The 16,312-nt window shown below is 36.6% G+C and carries 11 protein-coding genes; 7 read left to right on the forward strand and 4 right to left on the reverse strand.

All coding sequences use genetic code 11. The features are described from left to right. Positions 1-173 precede the first annotated feature (173 nt). From tssD (CRS_RS24075) to polA, 3 genes are all read left to right on the forward strand, one after another. Positions 174-587, forward strand: coding sequence for a type VI secretion system tube protein TssD (gene tssD / locus CRS_RS24075; protein WP_142726478.1), 414 nt, complete (start codon positions 174-176; stop codon positions 585-587). Between the two features lie 338 nt (positions 588-925). After that, positions 926-1,339: a type VI secretion system tube protein TssD gene (tssD, locus tag CRS_RS24080; RefSeq protein WP_142726479.1), complete on the forward strand. Its 414-nt coding sequence runs from the start codon at positions 926-928 to the stop codon at positions 1,337-1,339. A 306-nt stretch (positions 1,340-1,645) separates the two neighbouring features. Further along, a complete protein-coding gene (gene polA, locus CRS_RS24085; protein ID WP_142726480.1) occupies positions 1,646-4,480 on the forward strand; it encodes a DNA polymerase I in 2,835 nt (944 codons plus the stop codon). A gap of 60 nt (positions 4,481-4,540) precedes the next feature. Here the strand turns inward: polA and CRS_RS24090 are convergent, their stop codons facing one another. Both CRS_RS24090 and CRS_RS24095 read right to left on the reverse strand, forming a co-directional pair. Then, on the reverse strand, positions 4,541-5,128 hold the full coding sequence (locus tag CRS_RS24090) for a zinc ribbon domain-containing protein (RefSeq protein WP_142726481.1): 588 nt from the start codon (positions 5,126-5,128) through the stop codon (positions 4,541-4,543). 215 nt (positions 5,129-5,343) lie between these two features. Continuing rightward, on the reverse strand, positions 5,344-5,742 hold the full coding sequence (locus CRS_RS24095; RefSeq protein WP_142726482.1) for an immunity 22 family protein: 399 nt from the start codon (positions 5,740-5,742) through the stop codon (positions 5,344-5,346). Positions 5,743-5,972: 230 nt separating this feature from the next. Here CRS_RS24095 and CRS_RS24100 point away from each other — a divergent pair, with 230 nt between their 5' ends. Further along, complete coding sequence (locus CRS_RS24100; RefSeq protein WP_142726483.1) at positions 5,973-6,620, forward strand: MgtC/SapB family protein; 648 nt, start codon at positions 5,973-5,975, stop codon at positions 6,618-6,620. Positions 6,621-6,661: 41 nt separating this feature from the next. On the opposite strand, the gene CRS_RS24105 is transcribed toward CRS_RS24100, so the two are convergent. Further along, entirely contained in the window at positions 6,662-7,147 is a 486-nt protein-coding gene (locus CRS_RS24105) for a copper resistance protein NlpE (RefSeq protein WP_228451344.1), read from the reverse strand. A gap of 287 nt (positions 7,148-7,434) precedes the next feature. Between CRS_RS24105 and CRS_RS24110 the strand changes: the two genes are divergently transcribed. The 3 genes from CRS_RS24110 to CRS_RS24120 all read left to right on the forward strand — a co-directional run bounded on the left by CRS_RS24110 (position 7,435) and on the right by CRS_RS24120 (position 11,717). Next, complete coding sequence (locus CRS_RS24110) at positions 7,435-9,573, forward strand: S46 family peptidase (protein WP_142726484.1); 2,139 nt, start codon at positions 7,435-7,437, stop codon at positions 9,571-9,573. A 72-nt stretch (positions 9,574-9,645) separates the two neighbouring features. Further along, positions 9,646-10,644, forward strand: a complete 999-nt coding sequence (locus CRS_RS24115; protein WP_142726485.1) for a polysaccharide deacetylase family protein — start codon at positions 9,646-9,648, stop codon at positions 10,642-10,644. Beyond that, entirely contained in the window at positions 10,641-11,717 is a 1,077-nt protein-coding gene (locus CRS_RS24120) for a GNAT family N-acetyltransferase (protein ID WP_142726486.1), read from the forward strand. The genes CRS_RS24115 and CRS_RS24120 overlap by 4 nt, the downstream gene beginning before the upstream one ends. Before the next feature lie 87 nt (positions 11,718-11,804). Here the strand turns inward: CRS_RS24120 and CRS_RS24125 are convergent, their stop codons facing one another. Then, entirely contained in the window at positions 11,805-14,672 is a 2,868-nt protein-coding gene (locus tag CRS_RS24125) for a pitrilysin family protein (protein WP_142726487.1), read from the reverse strand. Positions 14,673-16,312 lie beyond the last annotated feature (1,640 nt).

Consider the following 16,312-nt stretch of genomic DNA (forward strand, 5'->3'; position numbering starts at 1 on the left):
TCATGTTTTTAGCAGATGCTTAAATCTATTGTCGTAGAATTACGACAAGAAATCGTAGAATTACGACACTTTTTCAGATTTATATTAAAAAGTTTTTTTAGGGAGAAAAGAGCTTCTATATTTGCTGTACAATCACCGAATCACAAAATATTAACGATCAAAATTTACTAATCATGGCAGAAAGAAATTCAAGAGGAATCTTAAAATTCAACAATGGCGAAGGACAGAAGCTGTTAAAACTGAACTACAGCGTGTCCAGATCTACAGACGTATCAGGACGTGTAGCATCAGATCCTTCTAACGCATTAATCAAAGTAACAGTAGAAGCTACTGAAAAGTCAGACATCCTTGAAAGCTTGTTAAACGGTAAATACAAGCCGACAGTAGGAGAAATTACCTTCAACAAATCCCATGAAGAAGGAACGCTGATCACTTTGAAGTGGGAAAACGGATATGTAATCCAGCACGAAATAGACTTCGATGCCGTAGACAGCAACAGTATGCTGATCAGCTTTGTAGTAAGTGCTGAAACCATTGATTATGGTGACTCTCAGTACCGTGGACTATGGCCTTCAGTAGGTAAATAAGCCTATTCATCATCTTAGTAAAAATAAAATTGGTACAGAACAGCGGACAGGAGACGCTGTTCTGTTTTTTTGGGATTATATTTCCATAACGATTCCGGATATAGTATATCTCTTTATGGTGTAATAATATATGTTTTATTTTTGCTTTTAATGTGTTTGTTATGAGGTGTTTATATTGTGTTTTAAGTCTGTTGTCGTAGAATTACGACATCAAATCGTAGAATTACTACACTTTTTCATATTTCTGTTCAAATGCTTTTTTTTCAAAAACAGGGGTTCTATCTTTGTTATATAATTATTGAATCACAAAATATTATTAACGATTAAAATTTACAATCATGGCAGAAAGAAATTCAAGAGGAATCTTAAAATTCAACAATGGTGAAGGACAGAAGCTGTTAAAACTGAACTACAGCGTGTCCAGATCTACAGACGTATCAGGACGTGTAGCATCAGACCCTTCCAATGCATTAATCAAAGTAACAGTAGAAGCTACTGAAAAGTCAGACATTCTTGAAAGCTTGTTAAACGGTAAATACAAGCCGACAGTAGGAGAAATCACCTTCAATAAATCCCATGAAGAAGGAACCCTGATTACTTTGAAATGGGAAAACGGATATGTTATCCAGCACGAAATAGACTTCGATGCCGTAGACAGCAACAGTATGCTGATCAGTTTTGTAGTAAGTGCTGAAACCATTGATTATGGTGACTCTCAGTACCGTGGACTATGGCCTTCGGCAAGCATGTAATCCAATACAGCTCAGAAAAAATGAACAGCATGCCTTTGGCATGCTGTTCATTTTTTTATCAGTAATTAATAGCCATGGGTAAAAACAAATAAAATGTTCAGACAAATTTTTAATTCATCTGCTATTTTCTTACAGCATAGAGCAGTTTCACTTTATGTAAAGAACATTTAATGGGAAAATGCCTGTAATATTGTGGGTATGATATTATTACAATGTGATATATAAATATGAAAATGTAAGCCAACCCCGTTCTGCAAACTATCAACTTTTAGTCCTATTTTCATATATTTGTTCATTATAGATAATATGGACGCAACACAAGATAAAAGGCTGTTTCTCATCGATGCCTATGCGATGATTTTCAGAGGATATTACGCATTGATCAGGAATCCGAGACTTACCAGCAAAGGACTGGATACTTCTGCTATTTTTGGCTTTACCAATTCTTTGATCGAACTGATCAGGAGAGAAAAACCCACTCATCTGGCAGTTGTTTTTGACGTAGGACAGGCGAGTGTAAGAACAGATGATTTCTCAGATTATAAAGCCAACAGAAGTGAAACACCCGAAGCGATCAAAATTGCAGTTCCATACATCCACAGAATTCTGGAAGCAATGCATATTCCAATTCTTGGGGTAGAAGGATATGAAGCTGATGACGTGATAGGAACCATTGCCTGCAAAGCAGAAAAAGAAGGATATACTACTTTTATGGTGACTCCGGATAAAGATTTTGCCCAGCTGGTTACTGATAAAATTAAAATTTATAAGCCAGGCCTGAAAGGAGGGGATATCGAGATTCTTGGAGTAGAAGAAGTAAAGGCGAAATATGAGATCGAAGACCCTAAACAGGTTATAGATTTCCTTGCTATGATGGGAGATGCAGTAGATAATATTCCCGGACTGGAAGGAGTAGGGGAAAAAACGGCGATGAAATTCCTGAAGGAATTCGGAAGTATTGAAAATTTACTGGCAAATACTGATAAGCTGAAAGGAAAACTGAAAGAAAAAGTGGAAGCTTCTGCTGAACGTGGTATTCTGTCTAAAAAACTGGCCACCATTATCTGTGATGCTCCTGTAGAATTTCATCAGGAACAGTATGACCTTGAAACTCCGGATTTTGAAAAAGTAAAAGAAGTCTTTGATGAAATAGAATTTAGAAGGCTGTACGAAAATCTTTACAGAGCTTTTGCACCTGCAGCAGCAGAAACTGTTGTGGTAAGTGAGGTAGAAGTAAAGCAGACACCGGCAGGAACAGAAGTGAAAGGACAGGTAATGCAGCTTGACCTTTTCGCTAATTTTGAAGAACTTGAACAGGCTACTTCTACAAAGTCTACCATTGAGCAGAATGACCACCTTTATCAGTTCATCAACAATCCGAAAGCGCAGAAAAAACTGGTTGATAACCTGCTTCAGCAAAAAGTAGTTTGCTTTGATACAGAAACAACTTCTTTGAATGAGTTGGAAGCAGAACTGGTGGGAATGAGCTTTTCCTATAAAAAAGGATTAGCATATTATATTCCTCTCTCTGATGACAGGGCAGAAGTTTTGCAGACACTGGAGATCTTCAGACCGTTTTTTGAGAAAGAAGACCTGCTGAAAGTAGCGCACAATCTCAAATTCGATTATAAAGTTCTAAAACAATACGATATCACTGTGAAAGGGGCCATGTTTGATACCATGATTGCTCACTACCTGCTGAATCCGGATGGAAGACACGGGATGGATTATCTTTCGGAAGTTTACCTGAACTACAAACCGGTCTCTATTGAAACCATTATTGGAAAGAAAGGAAAAAAACAAGGCAGTTTCAGAGATGCAGATCTCAGAACCCAGACCGATTATGCCGCAGAAGATGCAGACATAACATTTCAGTTGTACGAACTTTTTGCACCACAGCTTAAAAAAGAAAATCTGGAAGAGCTTTTCTACAATATTGAAATGCCTTTGATGGAAGTGTTGGCAAAAATGGAACTGGCCGGTATTTCTCTGGATGAAAAATGGCTTGCCCAGGAAAGCGTTGACCTTGAAAATGACCTGAAAGAATTAGAAACCAAAATTTTTGAACTTTCAGGAGAAGAGTTCAACATGAACTCTCCAAAGCAGCTGGGAGAAATCCTGTTTGAAAAAATGCAGCTGGATCCGAAAGCAAAGAAAACAAAGACCGGACAATATGCAACCTCAGAAGATGTTCTTCAGAAACTGTCTTCCAAACATGAAATCATCAAACATATTCTGGAATACAGAACCTATCAGAAATTAAAATCAACCTATGTGGATGCTTTACCTTCACAGATTGATAAAGATGATAACAGGGTACATACCAATTTCTCACAGACCACTGCAGCTACAGGCCGTTTGGCGAGTGTAAACCCGAACCTGCAGAATATTCCGATCAGAACTCTAAGGGGACAGCAGATCCGTGGAGCTTTTGTATCAGGAGAAGGAAAAAAGATCATCTCTGCTGACTATTCCCAGATTGAACTTCGTTTAATTGCTGAAATCTCGGGAGAAGATAATATGATCAAAGCGTTCCAGGATGGAGAAGATATTCACGCTTCCACAGCAGCAAAACTCTTTAAAATTCCTTTGGAAGAAGTTTCCAAAACCCAGAGAAGCCAGGCAAAGACTGTAAACTTTGGTATTATCTACGGACAGGGAGCTTTTGCATTGGCAGAACAGACCGGATTATCCCGTACAGAAGCCAAGCAGATGATCGAAGCGTATTTTGAAACCTATCCAAAACTGAAGGAATACATGGCTGAGCAGGTGAATAAAGCACGTCAGCTAGGTTTTGTAGAAACTATATTAGGAAGAAAACGTCATTTGAAAGATATCAATTCCAACAATTTCGTGGTGAGAGGACATGCAGAAAGAAATGCTGTAAATGCACCGGTTCAGGGAAGTGCCGCAGATGTTGTGAAGCTTGCGATGATTAAAATAGACAGGGAACTTGAAGAACAACAGCTAAAAACAAAAATGCTGCTTCAGGTACATGATGAATTGATATTCGAATCTCCAACAGATGAGATTGAAGCCGCTTCAAAACTGATTAAAACTGAAATGGAAAATGCTTTAAAAACACAGGTTCCGTTGTTAGTAGAGATTGGAGTAGGAGACAACTGGCTGGAAGCGCATTAATTTTGTATTAGATAGTAGTCTTAAAAATAGATTAAAAAGGTGAGCAAATAGTTCACCTTTTTAATTATAAGAAGTTATAATTTGACTTTCATCAAAATAAAAACAAGATGGGTCATAATCATGCCAACATGCTTGATAATGTGGACCATCACCATAGTTTGATGTGTTTACATTATTAGGCTTTCCTCTCATATATATAAGCATGTCATAATGCATTCCAATCCAAACTTGGCGTTCTGCAATTTTAATGCAATCTTCCTTAGACCATTCGCGATGCTTTTTATAAATTTTTCCTGCTTTTGTTTTTAAGAATTTTTCTTCCTCAATTTTTTGTTGTTTATCAATACTGTCAATTCGTATTTTATTTTTGATGCTATCCTCTTTAGATAATTGAGATACTGAATCGTTTGTAAGACTAGACGTATTTTCTGTTTTAGAGCAGGTTCTAATCAGAAATATAGTAAATAGAAAAGCAATAAATATGAATAAAGCGATACCACATCCATTACCCTTTTTTTGAGGTGTATTATAAGAAATTTTTTCTGAAGAATTTTTTGTGGATTCATTTTTAATAGAATAGCCACATTGTGAACAAAAGATATCGGTACTACTTAAGTCTTTTTGGCACTTTGGACATTTAATTGACATAATTATATTTTTGATATACAAAAATATTTTGGAAAACCAAGAATAACTTACGGCTTTCCGTAATTAGAACACCAAATTATAAAAAGTAACTATAAATTAAAAAATCAATTTCTTTTGTAATCTTGTTTTCCCAAATGCTTTTATTCTTTTATTAACAACAAGTGACTTCATCCCTAAATGAAGTCACTTGTTGTTAATGGGAAAAATCCCTGATATTAAATATCGTACTCTATTTCGCCAACATAATGCAGGGAAAAATCATCATTTTCTACAGAAACAGGATTGGGAATTACAAATCTTGTGGCGAAAATAATAGCGTTTACAGGGGTGTCCAGACTTAATTCATTCAGTTTTCTTTCCAGGATCGGAAGCCATTGGTCAGCGTAAGAATATTCTGCAAACTTATCATACAGGCTAAGACTTTCGTCCTCAAAGCCATATTCTATAAAATCATCATCAAACCATTTGATGTTCTGTGACTCTGCAAACTTGGAAACATACTGATCATCAGTTTCTTCCTCTATATAATAATTTTCATCTTCTTCTACAAAACTGTAAAAATCTTCTTCATTCTTGAAATACCCTAACCAGAAGTGTGAAATTTCTTTATCCATAATATTATTTTTATTCTAATCTTTTTGATCGTTTACTTATATCAGCAGCTTTTTCAAATCGTGAAAGCTTCTTTGTCGGAAAAATACAGTTGTCATATCTCCTGTACCTGCCTTTTTCATTTAAGCTGTAATATTACGAAAGTTTTCAGTCAAATAAAATCTTCCGGCCAATGATCGTCTCACAGGTGAATTTTTTGTTGTAATTTTATTCTACGTTTAAATTTTAAAAAATGGATTTTCTTCAGGACCATTACGTTGTTAAAAATGAATTGCTGCTGATTCTCATTTCTGTCATTTTAGGATTGTTTATTGGGGCCGAACGTGAATACCGTAATAAGTCTGCCGGTCTCAGAACTTTTATCCTGGTGTGTTTTGGTGCCTGTCTGTTTACTATACTTTCTATAAAAATCGGAGTTGCCAATCCTGACCGGCTTGCTGCCAATATCATCACCGGAATCGGGTTTCTCGGAGCAGGGGTTATTTTTAAAGGAGATAATAAAATTGAAGGAATCACGACAGCAACAACCATTTGGGCAACAGCTTCCATAGGAATGGCGGTTGGTTCCGGATATATCTATATTGCTATGCTCGGAACTGCGTTGGTACTGATCGTTCTGAGCGCTCTAACCTATCTTCAGAATTTTATTGATAATTATAATAAAGTAAGGGAATATAGAATTGCGGTGACCAGCTCAGAAGATATCCAATACTGTGAACATATCTTTAAAGAACATCATCTAAATTATCTGATGCTCAAGCAGCAGTATTCGCAGGAAAGTTTTACTGTTATCTGGAGGCTTACAGGTAAAAACACCCATCATGAAGAAGTGATCAGACGTCTTGTGGATGACCCGAAAATTACAGCCTATCAGTTTTAAAAAATTTATGGTCAAAAAAATAAAGGCCGAAGCCTTTACTTTTATTTTTTCTTAAATATATAAAGATCCTTGTTCGGACCATCGATTTCTTTTCCTTCCATATCCAGCTGGATCAGAACATTTTCACCCACCTTATATTTGTAGTTGGCAGATTTTCCTTTTAAAGTAATGATGCTTCCTGCTGCATCCCATGCAAAAGATCCTTTATCCTGATTCTTTGAATTTCTGTCAAGATATTCTTCCGTAATGCTGAATGTTTTATCATTGTTTAATGTCAAAGAAGTCTTGATTCCCGGGCAGTCAGCACATGGAACAGTGGCTTCATAGGTACCCGCCCAGTCCAGTGCATTTTCAGAAGTGTCTCCTGCCGCCGTAGGCGTCGCTTTTGTGATACTGTCTGTCGCTGCTGGTTGAACAGCAGTAGCTGAATCTGCAGTAGTGGTGGCCTCAGTGGTTTCTTTTTTAGAACATGAAGCAAGAAACAGAGTTGATACTAATCCCAACATGAGCATTTTGTTTTTCATCATAATAATAAATTTAAGTATGTTTTTAATAATAAAGTTACTTCCAATAAGCAAAAACTGAGCCAGAGAGAGGGTGGAAGGTTAATGTTTAAAGTTTAATGTTGCTGGCTGATAGTTGTCAATATACGGTTCGGGTTTACTGTATAGATCATTAAATGAATTTTCTGTTTTCCCTTCATTAATACATTTTACTTTTTAGATTTTACAAAAAGCCACTCTTAACAACTTTTCCACCTGTTTTATAAAGCCTATTCTTATTTTTCTTCGTAAATTCGGGCAAAATTTTTATTATGACAAAAAAGATACTTTTATCTGTATTTCTTTTGCCGGCTGCAATGGCATTTGCACAACAATATGGAGGAATGTGGATTCCTACTGAGCTGAATGAAAAGGAAATGAAGGATTTGGGAATGAAGATTTCTGCAAAAGATATTTTCAACCCTCAGAAACCAAGCATTAAGGATGCAGTAGTACAGTTTAATGGTGGATGTACTGCAGAAATTATTTCACCTAAAGGACTGCTGTTAACCAACCATCACTGTGGTTATGGTCAGATTCAGGCACATTCAACGGTTCAGAATGATCTTCTTTCCAATGGATTCTGGGCAAAAAATACAGAAGGAGAACTTCCCAATCCGGGAGTAAAAGTAGATTTTATTGTAGATATAAAAGAAGTTACTGATCAGATTTTGGAAGGTACAGACAATCTTACAGAACCGGAACTTACCAAAAAGATCAACAACAATATTGAGGTATATAAAAACGCTCAGAAAATTGAATCCTATCAGTCGATCATGGTAAAACCTATGTATTATGGCAACAAATACTATGCTTACACGATCGAAACTTATAAAGACATCCGTCTTGTAGGAGCTCCGCCTCAGAGTATCGGAAAATTCGGAAGTGATACGGACAACTGGGTTTGGCCGAGACATACCGGAGATTTCTCTATGTTCAGAATCTATGCAGACAAGAACAACAGACCCGCGGAATATTCTAAAGACAATGTTCCTTATGTCCCTAAGCACTACCTACCGGTTTCTATAAAAGATAAAAACGAAAACGATTTTACTTTTGTATTCGGATTCCCGGGAAGAACGACAGAATATCTTCCTGCTATTGGAGTAGAGAAGATCATGAAAGAAATTGATCCTGCAAAAATTGCTGTACGGGATGTTGCCTTAAAAACATTGGACGAAAAAATGCGTGTTGATAATGAAACACGTATTAAATATGCTTCAAAATATGCTTCGGTAGCGAACTACTGGAAAAAATGGATTGGCGAGGTAGAAGGATTGAAAAAATCCAATGCCGTAGAAAAGAAAGTAATGTATGAGGGTTCTTTGGTCTCTAAAAATCCCGATATTAAAAATACTTTGGACCAGTTGAATAAGCTGTACAATGATCAGGCACCTTATGCATTAAACAATGCTTACTATACAGAAGTGATCAAAAATGCAGAGACGTTGAAACTCGCCGGTGACTATTATGACTTTGTAGCTGCTGTAGAAGCAGGCAGAATGGATGAAAAGGAGCTTGCAAAGGTAAAAACAAAATTAACCTCCTTCTATAAAGACTACAGTGCAGAGCTTGATGCTAAAGTAACAGCAAAGCTTTTGGCTTTATATGCCAATAAAACGGCTTCACAGTTTTTACCAGCAGGATTCAGTAAATATAAAGATGAGAATGCCAATATTCCTGTCGTAGAAGATATGTCCAAAAATTCTGTTATCACAGGAAGAACTGCTGTCAACGGGGCAGCACTGACAGCAGATATTGATAAAGCATTTTCTAATCAGGATAAATTGATCAAAACATTAAAGAAAGATCCTATTTATCAGCTGTACGTTTCTATGAAAGAAACATATATGAAAACTGCGGACCCTCAGTATACTTCAATGCAGACGAAAATAGATGCTTTACAGAAAAAGTTCATGGCTCAGCAGATGCAGACGGATAAAGACAGAAAATTCTTCCCGGATGCCAACTCAACACTTCGTGTAACCTATGGTAAAGTAAAAGGATCTACACCAAGAGATGCAGTTTCTTACGGATACCAGACCCACCTTGCAGGAGTAATGGAAAAATATGTTCCTGGAGATTATGAATTTGATGTCCCAAATAAACTTATAGATCTTTACAACAAAAAGGATTTCGGAATCTATAAAGATAAAACCGGTGATGTCCCTGTAGGATTTACAGCCACCAACCATACCACAGGAGGAAACTCAGGAAGCCCGGCTCTTGATGCCAACGGAAACCTTGTCGGACTGAACTTCGACAGACAGTGGGAAGGAACCATGAGTGATATCAACTATGACCCGCGTTTCAGCAGAAACATTATGGTAGATACCAAATATATCCTTTTCATCATTGACAAGTTTGCTGATTCAAAGTGGCTTATTGATGAAATGAAAATTATAAAATAATTTTTAAAAGTTATACCTTTAAGAATCTGTTTGAATTGAGTTTTGAATAGATTCTTTTTTATTTTAAATAAGATGAAAGACAGGATCATCAATGTAATGGCAGCCTTCGAATCTGAGAATATCGGAAAATCTTTTCCGCTGGATTACTGTCTGCCGCTTTATCACAGTGTCTCAGATAAAGAGCTTCCTCATTTAAAACATGTGATCCGCTACAAGAATATCCAACAGTTTGAAGAAGACCTGGATCATTTTTCAAAGAATTTTCAGTTTGTAAGCTGGCAGGAGTTCAAAGATTGTATGTCGGGAAATTTTAAACCTGCTAAAAAGATCGCTTTGCTTACTTTTGATGACGGTTTCAGAGAGTTTTATGACGTAGCCGCTCCCATCTTGGAACGTAAAGGAATTTATGCCTGTAATTTTATTAATCCTGCTTTCATTGATAATAAAGAGATGATGTTCCGGTGTAAGGCAAGTCTGCTTGCAGATGCTGTTGGGAAAATAAAAACCATAGATCCCGAAGTTTATTTTATCTTATCGCTTAAAAATACAGACAGACACGTTTTACAGAAGAAAATTTTAACAATCAATTATCAGGAAAAAGAGATCCTGGACCGGCTTGCAGGCAAACTTGAAGTGGATTTTAAAGCCTACTCCAGAGAATATAAACCTTATTTGAGTACCGAAGAACTAAAACAACTTACAAGTAAAGGTTTCGGAATCTCATCGCATAGTTGGGATCACCCAAAATACGGAGATTTATCTTTAAAAGAACAAATGGAAACAACGGATAAAACTTTTGCCTATTTAAAAGAAAATAGTTTCTTATACGAAAGTTTTGCATTTCCGTTCACTGATTTTGAAGTAGGAAAAGATTTTTTTGATGAACTTTATAAAAATGAAGAAATCTACTGCAGCTTCGGATGTGCTGGTATAAAGCTTGACAGTGTGAAGAAAAACTTTCAAAGAATCCCAATGGAAATGGGAGAGAGTGGAGCGCAGATATTGAGAAAAGAAATTGCTTATTTCAGACTGAAAAAATGGATGAATAAAAATACGATTGTGAGAAAATGATAGTGCTGAAAACATATAACAGAAAAGAACTGGAAGATTTTATATCCTCCGGAACTTATCAGCAATATGATTTTCTTCCTGTCACAAAGCATCGGGCGCTGTCTCATATCCGGAATCCCAAAGCATCTGATGAAGATACGCTTCTTATTCTGGCTCTTTATGAAGAAAAACTGATTGGTTATGTCGGATGTTTTCCGGATAATTTTAATATTGATGGACAAGAAATCCGCTATGTCTGGCTCAGTACATTATATGCGGATCCGGAATACAGAAAAAAAAGACCTGCGAAAGCTCTGTTGAAAAAAGCTTTTGAAGAGTACGATGGGAAAATCGCCATTACAGAATTTACCAAAGAAGCAGAAGCACTTTACAATATTATGGGAGTATTTGAGTATGTCTTTCCTAAAGAAGGAAAGCGTTATTATTTCAGAACAGATGCTGCTAAAATGATTCCCGAAAAAAAACCGGGAACGCAATCTCTGAAGCCACTTTTAAAAATTCTGGATGTTGCAACCAATGGACTGATCTCAATAAAAAATCTTTCCACACAGAAACCGGATTTCAAATATGAAATGCTTGATAGAATCGATCAGGAAAGTGCTGTTTTCATTAATGGATTTCCTAACAAGCGTAATGCAGATGAGATTAACATCTTTATAGACAATCCCTGGGTGCTGGAGGGCAAAAAAGATGACCAATACTTTTTTTCGAGTTTTGCCGGGACATTTAAATACTTCTGGATTAAAATCTTTGATCAAACCAATAAACTTACATCTTGTTTTCTGTTGCAGCTCCGTGATGACTATCTTAAAATACCTTATCTTTTTACGGATAGTAATTCAGATGAGGTTGTCCGTTTTTTAAATTACTTCATCATTACCCATAAAGTGAAAGGCTTCACCTCTTATCAAACCGGATTAAACAAAGCGATACAAAACTCAAAAGTATTTTCCCATATCTACGAGCGTGATTTCAGAAGAGAATATCTTTTCCATAAGAACCTTTTGGCACTATTACACGATAATTTTAACCCAAACTATCAGGATGGCGACGGAGATTGTATGATGACGTAAGTAGAATAAGGAATTATCACATATCAATTATCGATCATCATTTATAAAAAAACAAACGCCTGATAATACTACCAGGCGTATGTTTTTTTAATGTCCGAAAATATCTTTCAGACTTACTTCTTTGAATGTTCCCATTTTGTTGACGGCTTCCATATCCAGATTTTCTTTTTTTCCGATAATGGCTGTATTAAACTGCACCGGTTTGATTTCTGTGTGATAGAAATGTTTGATATCTTCAAATTTCAGGCTTTGGATCTGCTCATAAATATCCTTTCTGAAATCATGATAAATATTAAGCTTTCTCAATCTTAAAGTGTTGAAAAATATATTGTTTCGGGTAACTCTTGTTGAAGCAATCTGTTTCAGGGCTGCATTCTTTGCATTTTCAAACTGAATAGGTACTTCAGGAAGTTCTGTCATCAGTTCATTCAGGGTATCCACCGCAATCATCAGTTTGTCCGGTTGGGTTCCGATATAAGTAGTAACGTAGTCAGGATGGTTAAGCTCAGAATTTGCTGCATAGGAAACATATGCTGAATAGGCGAGACTTTTACTTTCACGGATCTCCTGGAACACAATCGAAGACAATCCTCTTCCGAAATATTCATTAAATACATTGATCTTTCCAAAATGATTAGGATTCACCTCATTTCCTTTCCCGATCTTACTCATTTCCATCTGAACCATATCATAATTGATGAAATTGACGTTTCCTCCTGTTGCAGGTTCAGGATATTCCTTGGCATCAGGGATCTGAAGACTTTCAGGTTCTACATACCTTCCGATATATTTCTTGAAATTTTCAAAGTCTTTACCATAGAAAAATACCTGGTAAGGATATTTGAAAAGCTTTTTCATTCTGTTGGTAAATATTTCCGCTGAACTGTTTTCAAGTTCTTCTTTGGAGATAACGTCTGTAAAACGGGAATGGCTTCCCAGTTTGGTATAATTATTTAAAGCCGTTATAATACGGTTTTTATCCTTCTTTACTGCCTGGCGGTTTTCCAGTACTGTTCCAACAAACTGCCTGTAGATTTCCTGATCAGGTTTTACATGATACATCCAGTGCTGCAGAAGAGCAATTCCTTTTTCTATATTCTCCTCCAGCCCGCTTAAAGAGATGGTCAGTTGGTCATTGGTTGTTTTAAAATCATTACTGATTCCTATTTTGAAAAATTCCTTTTTTAAATCTTCAGGCGAAAGTGTATCCGTTCCCAGATATTGAAGAAGCTGGGTAGAAATTCCCAGATCTCTGTCATGATCACTTCCCAAAGGAAAAATAAAATGCAGCTGAGCAATATCGTTGTATTTGTTCTTTACAAAACTCAGTTTTTTTCCGTCAAGCTGATCTGTGAGAATTTCTTTTTGATAATCAATAAATTCAGGTTTGATATCCTCCGTTTTATCAGCTAGAATCTCTCTTAAAAATTCAGACTGAATATCACGGTTAATTTTAACAGGGGTGATTCCTGGATTTTCAACCCTGACCAATTTGTCGTTGACTCCTTTTTCTTTATTGATCACAACATAGTTTTCCCGGAAAAAATCGTTAGCAAAATTCACCACATCTTCTTTGGTAAATGCTGCATATTCATCCATTTCATTCAGTTCTTCTTCCCATGTTCTGCCCTTTATGTAAGTATCATAGAGATTGGTGGCCAGTCCTTCAGCCGTTTCAAGTCCTTTCATTCTCTGAAGTTTGAAATCATTGATGATAGACGGCAGTATCCAATCGGGAAAGTCTCCTTTCTTGATCAGTTCAATTTCATCCAGTACCATATTCTTTGCTTCCTCCAGCGTTTGTGTTTCCTTAGGAACTGCAACGATAGAAAAATATCCATACTGCCTTAAGCCTACTGAAAAGGCTTGTGCCCAAAGCATTTTCTGAGTCTGATTAATATGTAGATCCAATAGTCCTGCCTCCCCTCTGTTGCTAAGAATATTGGCGACTACATCAGCCAGCATAGCCTCTCTCGTTCCATAGCTGTCCGTTCTCCATGCCAGCTGAGTGCGTGGAGTAGTGGGGCTTTTTACCGTTCTGGTTACCACTTCTGTAATAGGACTTTCAATGACAGGGGTCTTTTTAGGGAGTTCTTTATAAGGCAGGGCCCCAAAATATTGGTCGATCAGTTGAATCGTCTTTTCAAAATCAAGATCTCCAACCAATACCATTGCATAATTATTAGGAACATAATATTCATCAAAATACTTGTGAATAGCCTTCATAGAAGGGTTTTTTAAATGTTCAGGCCTTCCCAGCGTTGTCTGCTGTCCATTAGGGTGGGTAGGGAAAAGAGCATCCATCAATTCATAATTCACGAGTCTGGTATCATTATCCTGTGCTCTGTTGAACTCCTCATATACAGATTCCAATTCGGTATGGAAAAGGCGGAGTACAATTTCAGAGAACCTTTCCTTTTCTATTTTCAGCCATTTCTCAAGCTCGTTGTTCGGAATATTGTTTTTATAAACCGTTTCATCAAACCAGGTGTGAGCATTTGTTCCGCTTGCTCCCAGAGAAGAAATTGCCTTGTCATACTCATTGGCAATGGCATACTGACTGGCTTCCTGAGAAATTTCATCAATCTTTTTATAGATTTCCTTTTTCTTTTCAGGATCCTGTTCTGCCTTGTGGTCTTCATACAGTGCTGAGATCTGATCAAGAAGTTCTTTTTCCTTTTCCCAGTTCTGGGTTCCGATTTTGGAAGTCCCTTTAAACATCATATGCTCAAGATAATGAGCCAGGCCTGTGTTATCAGCCGGATCATTATTACTTCCTGTTCTTACCGGAATAAAGGTTTGTATTCTCGGAGCATCAAAATTCTGAGCAAGAAAAACCTTTAATCCATTCTTCAAAGTATAGATTCTGACGTTATTTTCGTCGTTTGTTACTGTAATATATTCGTAATGGTTTTTATCTGTGTGAACCGTTTCCTTATATTTTCTGTCTGTCATATATAAAACTCATTTCATTCCTTAGCAACCGGAATGCACTACAAATGTAAGGAATCAAAAAAAATGTCAGCTGCTTTTTATCATTATTACATCTATTGTTATAGTTGAAAAGGTGAATCATTCTACAGAAACGGTTTTCCAATCCTGCATACACTCATATATCTATACTACATTTATATATGGCATCACTACAATTTCATCCATCCAACTCTCAAGCCCTCATACTCTCAGACTCTCCAACATTTTCAGGAGCTTTCTCCTGCTATTCATTCCTACTCCTCGCGCCTGTGCTCTCCGGTGCTCAAGCCCACCACTTTCAAACTTTTGCTGCGGGGTATCCATTTCTATCAGGGCTAGGGGGGAATTATGAATTATGAATTATGAATTATGAATGATGAATGATGAATGATGAATGATGAGGTTAGGATTATTGAGTTGCGGGTTGCGGGTTTCCAGGTATAAAAGGAACATTGGTGTTGAATTTTCATATTGCTGGTTTCTATAGAGGAATCCCAATACCCTTAAAGGCTGTAAGTTGACAGAATAATATCTAAGATTTTTTTTAACAGTTAGTATTAGCAGTGTCATGCTGAGCCGAGTCGAAGCATTTTAATTAATTACGGTATACGAGGTAAATTCTATTACTCTTCTATACATAATATAAATATACTCTTTAGCATTTCCAATCCTTTCCATCCTATATATAATATAAATGTATATAATAAAATAGGAACTCCTTCTCTGTGTAAATCTGTGAGATCTGTGGGCAATCATCATCCCCATACATGAAAATCAACAATCTCCCTTCATTATATAATATATATGATCTTCCATCAATAGGAACGGGCTAAAATCCAGAGCTTCGTCGAAGTACGCCCGTTTAGCAAAAAAGAACCCCTTAACTCGGCTTTAGCCAAAACTTATATATAGGTTATTAATTTAAAAAAGCCATTCTATATAATTCTATATACCTCATTTTGATCCTTTCACACCCCAAAACCCCGCATCCCGTACCCCGAATCACGCTTCTCATCCTCTCCACCGCTCCAACTCTCCAACCCTCGAACGCTCTCACCCGATCCTCCAAACAAATGTTTAAAATTTTTCACCCTGCGTTCCAGCTGATTAGGGCAAAATATTGTTTCAATATGAAATTTATGTTAAATAAACTTGCGTAGTGTATGTGAAGTTTCTATCTTTGCCCCACTGAAAACGTGAGTAGATCAGTAGCGCAGGAGAGCCTTTAGATGGGCAAAAACATTATTACTTCAAAAAAGAAACAGGCGGAAAAAACTTTAAACTTTTTTTTAAAAAGAGTTGCGGGATAAAAAAGAGTTTGTATCTTTGCAGTCCCAATTAAGGGAGCGCAGGAGTAGGATGATTGAGGTTTGGTAAAGGAATTAAAGTTACTTAAAAAAACTTTAAAATTTTCTTTAAAACATTTGGTCATTAAGAAATAAAGTTTTACTTTTGCACTCGCAAATACGGAGCGACACTGACAGAGAGATTGCTTCGTTAAAAGCGAAAGATATAAAGATCATTGACATACAATATAACAACCAAGTAAGGAAAAACTAAAGCGTTAAAAACTTTGAGTGAGTCAGACAAACATACAATGGAGAGTTTGATCCTGGCTCAGG

The sequence above is a fragment of the Chryseobacterium sp. ON_d1 genome (assembly GCF_006829085.1).
Lineage (GTDB): Bacteria > Bacteroidota > Bacteroidia > Flavobacteriales > Weeksellaceae > Chryseobacterium.

Bases quoted from the DNA above. Each gene is read 5' to 3' on its own strand.
- CRS_RS24110 (WP_142726484.1), top strand. From the start codon at position 7,435: ATGACAAAAAAGATACTTTTATCTGTATTTCTTTTGCCGGCTGCAATG.
- CRS_RS24120 (WP_142726486.1), top strand. From the start codon at position 10,641: ATGATAGTGCTGAAAACATATAACAGAAAAGAACTGGAAGATTTTATA.
- tssD (WP_142726478.1), top strand. From the start codon at position 174: ATGGCAGAAAGAAATTCAAGAGGAATCTTAAAATTCAACAATGGCGAA.
- CRS_RS24125 (WP_142726487.1), bottom strand. From the start codon at position 14,672: ATGACAGACAGAAAATATAAGGAAACGGTTCACACAGATAAAAACCAT.
- tssD (WP_142726479.1), top strand. From the start codon at position 926: ATGGCAGAAAGAAATTCAAGAGGAATCTTAAAATTCAACAATGGTGAA.
- CRS_RS24090 (WP_142726481.1), bottom strand. From the start codon at position 5,128: ATGTCAATTAAATGTCCAAAGTGCCAAAAAGACTTAAGTAGTACCGAT.
- CRS_RS24095 (WP_142726482.1), bottom strand. From the start codon at position 5,742: ATGGATAAAGAAATTTCACACTTCTGGTTAGGGTATTTCAAGAATGAA.
- CRS_RS24115 (WP_142726485.1), top strand. From the start codon at position 9,646: ATGAAAGACAGGATCATCAATGTAATGGCAGCCTTCGAATCTGAGAAT.
- CRS_RS24105 (WP_228451344.1), bottom strand. From the start codon at position 7,147: ATGATGAAAAACAAAATGCTCATGTTGGGATTAGTATCAACTCTGTTT.
- CRS_RS24100 (WP_142726483.1), top strand. From the start codon at position 5,973: ATGGATTTTCTTCAGGACCATTACGTTGTTAAAAATGAATTGCTGCTG.
- polA (WP_142726480.1), top strand. From the start codon at position 1,646: ATGGACGCAACACAAGATAAAAGGCTGTTTCTCATCGATGCCTATGCG.